General features: G+C 65.0%; 14 protein-coding genes. 2 read left to right on the plus strand and 12 right to left on the minus strand.

The features are described from left to right. Positions 1 to 117, minus strand: a 117-nt coding sequence (locus AC2VOP_RS15215; RefSeq protein ID WP_486961768.1) for a sigma factor-like helix-turn-helix DNA-binding protein, incomplete at its 3' end; no start/stop codon positions are given. A 155-nt stretch (positions 118 to 272) separates the two neighbouring features. On the opposite strand from AC2VOP_RS15215, the gene AC2VOP_RS15220 reads away from it, so the two are divergent. Next, positions 273 to 509: a hypothetical protein gene (locus AC2VOP_RS15220; protein ID WP_486961756.1), complete on the plus strand. Its 237-nt coding sequence runs from the start codon at positions 273 to 275 to the stop codon at positions 507 to 509. 380 nt (positions 510 to 889) lie between these two features. On the opposite strand, the gene AC2VOP_RS15225 is transcribed toward AC2VOP_RS15220, so the two are convergent. From AC2VOP_RS15225 to AC2VOP_RS15235, 3 genes are all read right to left on the minus strand, one after another. Further along, positions 890 to 1,234: a type II toxin-antitoxin system PemK/MazF family toxin gene (locus AC2VOP_RS15225; RefSeq protein WP_486961757.1), complete on the minus strand. Its 345-nt coding sequence runs from the start codon at positions 1,232 to 1,234 to the stop codon at positions 890 to 892. After that, positions 1,231 to 1,470 carry a hypothetical protein gene (locus tag AC2VOP_RS15230; protein WP_486961758.1) on the minus strand — a complete coding sequence of 80 codons (240 nt, stop codon included), beginning with the start codon at positions 1,468 to 1,470 and terminating at the stop codon, positions 1,231 to 1,233. Before AC2VOP_RS15230 ends, AC2VOP_RS15225 begins: the two co-directional genes overlap by 4 nt. An 81-nt stretch (positions 1,471 to 1,551) precedes the next feature. After that, positions 1,552 to 2,052 carry a MarR family winged helix-turn-helix transcriptional regulator gene (locus tag AC2VOP_RS15235; protein ID WP_486961769.1) on the minus strand — a complete coding sequence of 167 codons (501 nt, stop codon included), beginning with the start codon at positions 2,050 to 2,052 and terminating at the stop codon, positions 1,552 to 1,554. A gap of 104 nt (positions 2,053 to 2,156) precedes the next feature. Between AC2VOP_RS15235 and AC2VOP_RS15240 the strand changes: the two genes are divergently transcribed. Continuing rightward, positions 2,157 to 3,131: a quinone oxidoreductase family protein gene (locus AC2VOP_RS15240; protein ID WP_486961759.1), complete on the plus strand. Its 975-nt coding sequence runs from the start codon at positions 2,157 to 2,159 to the stop codon at positions 3,129 to 3,131. A 5-nt stretch (positions 3,132 to 3,136) separates the two neighbouring features. On the opposite strand, the gene AC2VOP_RS15245 is transcribed toward AC2VOP_RS15240, so the two are convergent. The 8 genes from AC2VOP_RS15245 to AC2VOP_RS15280 all read right to left on the minus strand — a co-directional run. Continuing rightward, entirely contained in the window at positions 3,137 to 3,388 is a 252-nt protein-coding gene (locus AC2VOP_RS15245; RefSeq protein ID WP_486961760.1) for a HypC/HybG/HupF family hydrogenase formation chaperone, read from the minus strand. Positions 3,389 to 3,390: 2 nt separating this feature from the next. Next, a complete protein-coding gene (locus tag AC2VOP_RS15250; RefSeq protein WP_486961761.1) occupies positions 3,391 to 3,894 on the minus strand; it encodes a hydrogenase maturation protease in 504 nt (167 codons plus the stop codon). Between the two features lie 18 nt (positions 3,895 to 3,912). After that, positions 3,913 to 4,041: a DUF6893 family small protein gene (locus AC2VOP_RS15255; RefSeq protein ID WP_486961762.1), complete on the minus strand. Its 129-nt coding sequence runs from the start codon at positions 4,039 to 4,041 to the stop codon at positions 3,913 to 3,915. Between the two features lies 1 nt (position 4,042). Continuing rightward, positions 4,043 to 5,377: a hypothetical protein gene (locus AC2VOP_RS15260; RefSeq protein WP_486961763.1), complete on the minus strand. Its 1,335-nt coding sequence runs from the start codon at positions 5,375 to 5,377 to the stop codon at positions 4,043 to 4,045. After that, entirely contained in the window at positions 5,374 to 6,021 is a 648-nt protein-coding gene (locus tag AC2VOP_RS15265) for a DUF6084 family protein (protein ID WP_486961764.1), read from the minus strand. Before AC2VOP_RS15265 ends, AC2VOP_RS15260 begins: the two co-directional genes overlap by 4 nt. Continuing rightward, a complete protein-coding gene (locus AC2VOP_RS15270; protein ID WP_486961765.1) occupies positions 6,018 to 6,635 on the minus strand; it encodes a DUF5947 family protein in 618 nt (205 codons plus the stop codon). The genes AC2VOP_RS15265 and AC2VOP_RS15270 overlap by 4 nt, the downstream gene beginning before the upstream one ends. Further along, positions 6,632 to 7,561 carry a NifU family protein gene (locus AC2VOP_RS15275; protein WP_486961766.1) on the minus strand — a complete coding sequence of 310 codons (930 nt, stop codon included), beginning with the start codon at positions 7,559 to 7,561 and terminating at the stop codon, positions 6,632 to 6,634. The genes AC2VOP_RS15270 and AC2VOP_RS15275 overlap by 4 nt, the downstream gene beginning before the upstream one ends. A gap of 13 nt (positions 7,562 to 7,574) precedes the next feature. Beyond that, on the minus strand, positions 7,575 to 9,213 hold a 1,639-nt coding region (locus AC2VOP_RS15280), incomplete at its 5' end, for a nickel-dependent hydrogenase large subunit (protein ID WP_486961767.1).

Below are 9,213 nucleotides of genomic sequence, written 5' to 3' on the forward strand. Positions count from 1 at the left end.
ATTCGACTCCAATGCCGACTTCACCGTGTTCTTGGAGACCCCCAGCATCCGGGCGATCATCTTGATCGACAAACCCTCCGCACGGCGCAACCGGCGATTCTCTGCCCAAGCTTCCACAGTCTACATTCCCTTCTGGTCCTTGCTAGCTCGGGTAGAGCCAGGAAACCGGACCTAGGGGGTCAGAATTCGGATGCCGCGCCGGGGTCAGTTTTCACGTGCCGTCGACAACAGCTGCCCGGACGGTTCGGCTCCGCAGGTGAGTGGTGTAACGGTTGCCGTGTCCGCGGCAACGTCAACCCGCGACGGACTGGGCCGCCCGCGTCCGCGGGCGCACCGGCGGCCAGAAACTCAAACTCGGGGCGCGGCAAGTCAAGCTAGCCCGGCAGATGTACGACGACACCGGCGCAGACAAACGCCGCTACACGTGCCGACGGCGCCCGCCGCACGCCGCCCCACGGCTTTGCCTGCGCGACCCCGCTGCCCGTCGCTACCGTGACGACCCATTGTGAAATCCCTCTCCTGTGACGAATCCTTTGGGTCGAACTGGTCCTCGGCGGTAGCCAACGTAACACCAGGCGAGGAAAACCCACAACTGAGGGCGTATAATATATAATTCCCTTTCCGCACTTCTCGAACCTGTTTTAGCTCCCCCATCCCTCGGCGTTTTCGACGGTCTGGACGAGCCCGGCGGGCACCCTCGACGAAGTAGGCGCGCAGCGCCTCGCAGCGGCGCTGGCCCGCGCCGCCGGACTGGGTGCTGGTTCTGGTAAACCTATTGAGGTGGGTACCGAAAGGCTGCCGAGGCAAGCCGTCTACCAGCAGAAACGCGACTCATCCCAGCCACAGGCCGACTCGAGTCGCCGACCCCTACCCATCCCGAGAATCGAGGTCAGACGATGAGCATTTGCGCCAACACGTGCCGCACGTCGTTGAGCTCCGCAACAGACAGCTTGATCTCGGGTGCCGGCCGGCGGAACCGCTCGGCAGACACGGTACGGATCTGCTCGGTGATTACCCAGCCGCCACCGGAAGCGATACGAACTCGATGCACCCACCCGGGACGTTCCACGCTGGTCAACGGCAGCACGCAGATCAGGCATCGCAGGGTCAGGTCGAGGTGGAAACGCGACGAGACCACAAGCGCCGGCCTATCTTTGCCTTGCTCGCGCCCCCGCACCGGATCAAAGTCGACAAACCACACCTGGCCAGGCTCGATGAGCGGTTTGCTGCTCACCGCGTCCACTCATCGACCACCGGAGCATCAGCGAGACCGGCATGTTCGGCCTCGGCGAGGTACTTCGACCAGCCATCAGGGTCAGCCTCACGGTAGCGGCGCACAGCCGCGATGGCTGTCGCCCGCCAGTGTTCATCGATGAGCCGGCGTACGGTCTCGTCAGCCGACACACCGCCGAACTCCTCGCGACCGATCCGCAGAACCCGCTCGCGGGTTTCTTCACTCACGCGCAACATGCATGTAGTATACAACTGTGTCAACGGGCGCGTTGACAATCGAGACAACATGGGCGGCCGAGTTTTCCGGCTAAGGCTAAGCTAAGACGTCGGCCGCACACCCATCCGTTCTGCTTTCAGGAGATCCCGGAGGATTTTGATCACGGTCGCCAACTCGGCGCGGGTGTAGCGGGACAGAAAGTCCTCGAGTCCACGGTTCATTTCGTCGTGCATCCGTCGGTGCGTGCGGGTGACGGTGTGGCCGTCGCCGGTGAGGCTGAGTGAGACCTCCTTGCGGTTGCCCGGTACCGGCGAACGCTGAACCAGCCCGGCGTCGACCAGCCGCTGCACATGCTTGGACACCGTGCCCTTGAGTTGCCCGGAGCGCTCCGCCAGCGCAACGACGTTGATGGGCTCATCGGTGAGGTGATCGAGCAGGTGGATGCTCAGTGTAGGAATCTCACGCACCACCGGCTCCAGACGACGTGGGCAGTGCGCGGCCATGAAGTCGCGCTCGGCGTCGCGGTCGGATGTGTCGAACTTATCGCCGACTGCCTGGATCAGGCCGCTGATCTCGGCGATGGCGTCCATCTTGGTTTTCATGGAAACTATCTTGTCATGCTGGGTCATCTTGTCATGCTGGGTCATCTTGTCATGCTGGGTCATCTTGAGTAGGTTTCCATGGAAACAATCTCCAGGAGGACACCATGAAGGCAGCGGTAGTCGAAGCGTTGGGCCGCTCACCGAAGTACTCGGATTTCCCGGAACCCTCCGCTCGCGACGACGCCGTGGTGGCGACAGTGGAGGCCGCGGCGCTGACCAACCTCACCCGCGGGCTAGTGTCGGGATCGCACTACGGCAGCTCGGCTTTGGCGCTGCCGAGCGTCGCCGGTGTGGACGGAGTGGCCCGGCTGCCGGATGGACGCCGGGTGTACACCGGGGCGCTGAGCCCCTACGGGATGATGGCCGAGCGCACGTTGGTCGATCCGCGCGCAGCGGTGGACGTGCCCGACAGCGTGGACGCGGTGACGGCCGCTGCGGCGCCCAATCCCGGCCTGTCGGCGTGGATGTCGTTACAACACGCCGCGCAGGTTCAACCCGAACACCAGGTGTTGGTGCTGGGCGCGACGGGTGTCACCGGTTCACTCGCCGTCCAACTGGCCAAAGTCGAATTCGGGGTACAAAGGGTGGTGGCCGTGGGTCGCGACGCCGACCGGCTGGAGTGGTTGCGCAGCGTCGGTGCCGACGACGTGATCCGGCTGGGCAGTGATGATCTGGGCGCCCGGGCGGCTGCCGCGCACCGTGAGCGGCCGTTCGATGCGGTGATCGACTACCTGTGGGGCGAGCCGGCCGAACAGGTGTTGGCGATCCTGGGCAACCAGGGGCTGACCCCGACCTTTCACGCCACCCGATTCGTTCAGGTCGGCCAGATGGCCGGCCCCACGATCAGGCTGTCGGCAGGAATTCTGCGCAGCGCCGGGGTGATACTGACCGGTGTAGGCATCGGGAGTGTGCCGTTGGACATGGTTGCTCGCGCCCGCACCGAATTCCTGCCCCGGCTGTTGGCGATGGTGGCCCAAGGCCGGCTGCAGCAACTGACCCAGCCTCAGTCCTTGGCAGATGTCGAAAAAGTGTGGGCCCGGCGCGAGCCGTCAGGAACCCGGGTGGTCTTTACGCCCTAATCCCCTCACGAAACCGTGCCCAGATCGCCCTGACGCAGCAGCTCCAGACCGTCCATGGCGGCCTGCGCGCCAGCCGGATCGGTCTTCTCGATCGCGAAGCCCATATGGATGATGACCCAGTCGCCCGAAGCGAACGTTTCCTCCGGCAGCATGCCGACGTTGACTCTGCGGTGCTCCCCGGCAACGTCGACGAGTGCCAGGTGTCCGTTATAGCCATCGAGCATCCGGACTACCTGACCCGGAATTCCCAGACACATAGCTAAACCTTCCGTACCGTGTCGCGTGCGTGGTTCCGCAGCATCGTCACCGCCGATTCGACCGCAGCTACCGCGTCCGGAATCGCCGCTCGCACAGGATCACTGAGGCCGATGCCTTCTTCGACATTGGCAACCTCGCAGCCCACCACAACGGTCCGTGGCGCAACGCCGCCTAATGCCCGCAGGCTGGCGAAAACAGTCGCCGGGTCCATGCCGTGCGCGTCGAGTGCGGGCACGGAGTCCTGCCCGGCATGATCGGCATGGTCGGCGTCAAAGACATGCACCGTACCGGGTGAACCCCGGTCGGGCAGGGCATCGACGAGAACCACAGCGTCCCAGTCTTCGAGCAGGTCGTAAGCCAGATGCATACCTCCGATTCCGTAATCGACGACGCACACCTCCGACTCGGCGAACCGGTCGGACACGTGGCATAGCACCTCGGGGCCGAAGCCGTCGTCCCCGAGGAAGATGTTGCCGATGCCGGCTACCAGGATGCGGGACGTCATAGACGTTGTCACAGCCCGCTACATACGCCGTATCTTCATGTAGCGCCAGGCATCCGGCATGGCATAAATCCCGATCGCCATCGCCACGAGAGCGATCACCGCCAGGATGGCGACGAAAATCCAACCCAGTACGTCCACAATTTCCATGTCAATTCCTTTCCGTGATGGTTCGTTCGGCGTCGAGTGGCTCGATTTCGTCGGGGGAGAAATACAGGTAGCGCCCGTACCACTCGTGCAGCTCGGCTGCCGGGTCGTCGTCGACCACGACCGCGACGTGTTGGTTGCCGTCGACGTCCTCGTGCACCGAGGTGACCCGGGCGGTCTTGTCGGCGATGAACAGGTCCTGGGCGTCGGCTCGACGCCCGGGATGTAACCGCACCCGGCTGCCCCGCGCCACCCGCACCCCGTTGACCAGCACCGCGTCGACGTCCGGGCGTACCGCGGTGTCGGCCGTCGGCTCCCACCAGCCGACCCCCTCGGGTACTTCGGGGATCAGTCCGGCGACGTGGTGTGGATCGCGAAGGACCCCGTGCATCCGTGCCAGGGCCTCTGGCGGCATCGCGTCGCATCGATCGATGAGTTCAGCGGCCAGCGGATCGCTGGCCCGGGCCTGCGCCTTCTCTTCGTCGGTCATGGTCATCACCCGCAGCGTGAGGAGTTCGTCGATCTCGGTCGAGTCGAAGAACTGTCCCTCGCTTTGCTCGGCAACCTCCGGGTGGTCGTAGAGGATGATCGGTGAAACCAACAGCAGGTCACGCTCGGCGGGCGGACCGGCCAGCACCGGGAAGCACCGGTGCTGGCGGCAACGGGCCACTACGCCTGCGGCGTGATCGGGGGGCTCGAGCAGCGAGACAAACTCACCGCCAACGGTTTCGGCGATGATGTGCGTGCCGATCAGCGACGTCGCGATGGCCGACTCCTTGTCGGCCGTGGCCGCACCGGTGTTGTGCACTGCGACTGTAGCGCGGTGCAGTCCGTCATCGGGTTCGACGTCGACGCTCAGTGCTGCGTGGACAGCGTGACGGGTGCGCACCAGCCGGCCGCCTTCGACCGGTTCGACGTCGGTGCCGCCGGATACGGTCACCGGAAGCGTCCACTGCGCTGGCGTGTCAGCGAATCCGAAGGGGCCGAACGGCAACTCGACCGCTACGGCCTCGTCCCAGGACAGCCAGCTCCTCGATGGCGTGCTCAGCTCGCTGACCGCCTGGTAACTGCCGCTGTCAACAGTGCGCTCGACTTGGCGGTGCTGCAACTGCAGGAAGCGCAGTACCAGCGTGACCGCGTTCGCGCGGTCGATCACGAACTGCGCCGACAGGGTGTCGTCCTCGCCGATTCCGGCGTCGGCTGCGCCGGGTGGACCCAACACGCCCCACTGCCAACGTGATTGGTTTTTGCTCGACGACGCGCGATACGGATAGAGCAGGTAGCCCTCGTAGAGCACCGCGTCCGCTACCGCACGGGCCCGGTCCCAACGTGCGGTCATCGTGCCTCCTCCGGCTCACGTGCCTCGGCCAGCAGCGCGGTGACCGCGCGGTCGAGATCGAGCAGTCCACGGGACGACTTGTAGGCGGCCAGCGCGGTGACGGTGTCGTGGCTGAGTCGCACCCAACCGGTGTTCGGGTAGTGCTGCGCGATCAGCTCCCGCCACACCGACACCGGCATCGCGTAGTGGTCTTCGCATTCCCAGGACACCTGCTGGACCGAAAACCCACGTTCGGACTTGACGAAAATTGTTCCACTGAACAGGAACTGCAAGGGTATCGTGCCGTCACGCAGCGCATGGAGGTATTTCGCGCCGGTCACCTCGAAGTCGTAGCTGGCCTCCATCGGAAGGTCCACCTGGGTGGTGCCGGTGAATCCGGGAACCATCGCGGTGCAGTGCTGCCAGAGGAAGGTGTGCTGGGTGGACGTCCAGCGTTCCCTGGGACCGAACAGATCCAGCAGGCCAGCGGCCTCCTCGTCGGTGTAGCCGCGTCGCAGTGGCTCGATGCGGACCTGGCAGCGCAACGCGATTGCGTGCACCGGGTCGTCACCGGTGGCGGCAATGCCGACCCGGGCGGTGAGGATCGGAGCCACCGCATAGGGTTCGGGTGCCACATCCAGGACTCTGAACGTCAGTTCGGTCACCGTGGGACCACCGTTGCGCGTTCCGCCACCCGGTCGAAGAAGTCGCGGACGTATGTGCGGGCCTCTTGGCCGCCGTCGAAGCCACGCCAAAGGGTCCGCAGCCGGCCCACAAATTCATAGCAGGCGTCGATCGGAACCAGATAGCACTCCGGCGATTGTTCTTCGTCGTCGGGCACCCGCATGAGCAGGGCTTCGGTATCGTCGGAGGGCATCTCCACCCGCGGATCAGCGGTCCAGGTGTCCAGGTCCAGCTCCGATTCGGTGGCACCCGCCGGGCCGGGATAGAACGCGACGGTGCGGCCCAGCGCCGAGTTGCGCAAGAAGAACGCATAACCGACCGGGATCTGCAACGCCTCCCAGGCGCGGCGATCCACTGCGAAGTCGGGGAAGGCCAGATACCGGTCCGGGACCGCGCGGTAGCGAAGTTCAGCCTGTGAGTCGGTGAATAACAGATAGCACGCCCGGCAGACGCACATCAGTTGCCGGCCTGCCACGTTGACCACATGCTGGTGGGTGTCTTCGATAGGCTCAGAACACATTTCGCAGCGTTGGCCAACCGGCACAGGTGCGCTGCGGTTGGTGATACGGGTAAGCATGTCGTAGGGGCTGGTCATGCCGGGGCACCCATCGCTTCGGCGGGCAGTGCCAACGACGGCACCCCGTCGCGGACCAGTAGCGGCAGTGGATCCAGGTGGACGGCCGTGTCGTCGAGTCCAGCGCCGGCGTGCACGGCATCGAAATTGCTGTGACATCGCGGACAACGCAAAACCGCGGTGCTGATCTCTCGGTGTAGCACCGCGCCGGCCAGGGTTTCGTCGCACACCGGGCAGTAATCACGGTAGGCGTACAACTGGTCGCCGACCCGGCACGCCAGCACCGCCACGTCGCCGACGACAAAACCGCCGACCTCGCCGGACGACAGCTCGGCGAAGTCGGGCACCTGATGCCAGTCCGTCCGGCTACCCGTGGTGTTGTGCACCTTGGAAAATAGCGATTCGGCGGGAATCACTCCCCTCGCTAACGGTGGCTCTGCGCCAGCAGGTGCGACGACTTCGACCGACGAAACCTCGGGTGCGGCGGCTCGGATAGCGTCCTCGACGGTGAGCTCCAGCGTGACCGCCGACGACGGGCAGCCCCCGCAGCTGCCGGCGAACTCGAGTTCGACGCGGTACCCATTGCCGTCCTCGACGATCTCGAGCAGGCGCACGTCGCCGCCGTGCGACCCCAGATATGGCCGAACTCGTTCCAATGCGTCCGACACTCGCCGACGCAGGTCGTGTGGGTGCAGGCCGTGCACCAGCAGCAGGCTGGCCACCAAATCGTCGGCGGCCAGTCGTTCGACGACCGCCTGATCGTCGATCATCTCCATCACCCGGGCCAGGCCCGCGCCGTAGAGTTCGACTACCTCGCTGACCAGTTGCTCGGCTCGCTCACGTGCGGCGGACCCACCGGCCGCGGTGGCGTCCAGCAGGGTCTGGATCCGCTCGCCCGCGGTGCGCCATCGCCCGTCGGTGTGAGGTTCCTCTGCTCGACCGGCCACGGCTCACCCCGGCTTATTCCGCGGCGGCCGAACCGGTGGGCGAGTGCAGCCGCTCCAGCGTCTTGCCCTTACCGAGGTACATGTGCACCCCGCAGGGCAGGCACGGATCGAAGCTGCGCACCGTGCGCATGATGTCGATGCCCTTGAAGTTCTCCCGGTCGTTCTCCTCGAAGATCGGTTGGCCCTGAACGGCATCCTCGTAGGGGCCAGGGGTGCCGAAGGAATCGCGCGGGCTGGCATTCCACGGGGTGGGCGGGTACGGGTGGTAGTTGGCGATCTTGCCGTCCCGGATCACCAAGTGGTGGCTGAGCACCCCACGCACCGCCTCGGTGAAACCACAGCCGATGCCTTCCTTGGGCACCTCGAACTTCTCCCAGGTCTTGGTCCGGCCGGCGCGGATTTCGGCTAACGCCTTCTCGCAGAAGTACAGCGCGGACGCTGCGGCGTAGGCCTGGAAGTAGGTCCGCGCCCGGTCGCGTTCGATGGTGTTGGACCCGTACTGCGGGATCTTCCACTCGACATCGACCGGCCCCTTGAGCGCGGTCTTGGGGAGGTGGATCTGCACGCTGTGGCCGGTGGACTTGACGTAGTCGTGGTCCACCAGGCCGGCCAGCGCGGTCGGCCAGAGCCGGGCCAGCGGACCGCCGCCGGTGTCCAGTGCCAGGTGGTCCTTGCCGTCGAACCAGCGCGGGGACATCACCCAGCTGTACTTGCCGCCGTCCAAGTCCCGCTTTTGTGGGTGCGGGTTGGTGGTCTGGTTCCACGGATGACGCCGGTCCACCGGGTTGCCCAGCGGGTCGCGTTGGACGAACATCTCCTGGTCGGTCCAGTCGTCGTAGTAGGAGCTGCCCAACAGGATCCGGATGCCCAGGTTGATGTCGACCAGCGAATGGGTCACCAGCTTGCCGTCCACCACCACACCCGGGGTGACGAACATGGCGTTGCCCCATCGTTCCATATCCTTGTAGTCGAAGTTGCACACCTCGGGATCCTGGAACGAGCCCCAGCAACCCAGCAGGGTGCGGCGCAGGCCGACCTTGTCGTAACCGGGGATCGCCTCGTAGAAGAAGTCGAACAGGTCGTCGTGCATCGGCACGGTCTTCTTCATGAACTCGACGTAGCGCATCAGCCGGGCCATGTAGTCAGTCATCAACTGAACCGTGGCGGTGGTGCCGATGCCGCCCGGATACAGGGTCGACGGGTGCACGTGCCTGCCCTCCATCAGGCAGAACATCTCCCGGGTGTACCGGGACACTTGCAGCGCCTCCCGGTAGAACTCTCCGGAAAACGGGTTGAGCGAGCGCATGATGTCGGCGATGGTCTTATACCCGTGCATGTCGGCGTGCGGCGCCGGCGTGTTTTCTGCTCGGCTCAGCACGCCCGGGTTGGTCTCGGAGACCATCTTCTCGCAGAAGTCCACCCCGACCAGGTTCTCTTGGAAGATGTTGTGGTCGAACATGTACTCGGCGGCCTCGCCGAGGTTGATCAACCACTCACCCAGGTGCGGCGGTTTGACGCCGTAGGCCATGTTCTGCGCGTAACAGGAGCAGGTGCAGTGGTTGTCACCGCAGATCCCGCAGATGCGGCTGGTGATGAAGTGCGCGTCGCGGGGATCCTTGCCCTTCATGAAGATCGAGTAGCCGCGGAAGATC

The sequence above is a fragment of the Mycobacterium sp. TH-M106 genome, from assembly GCF_057473765.1.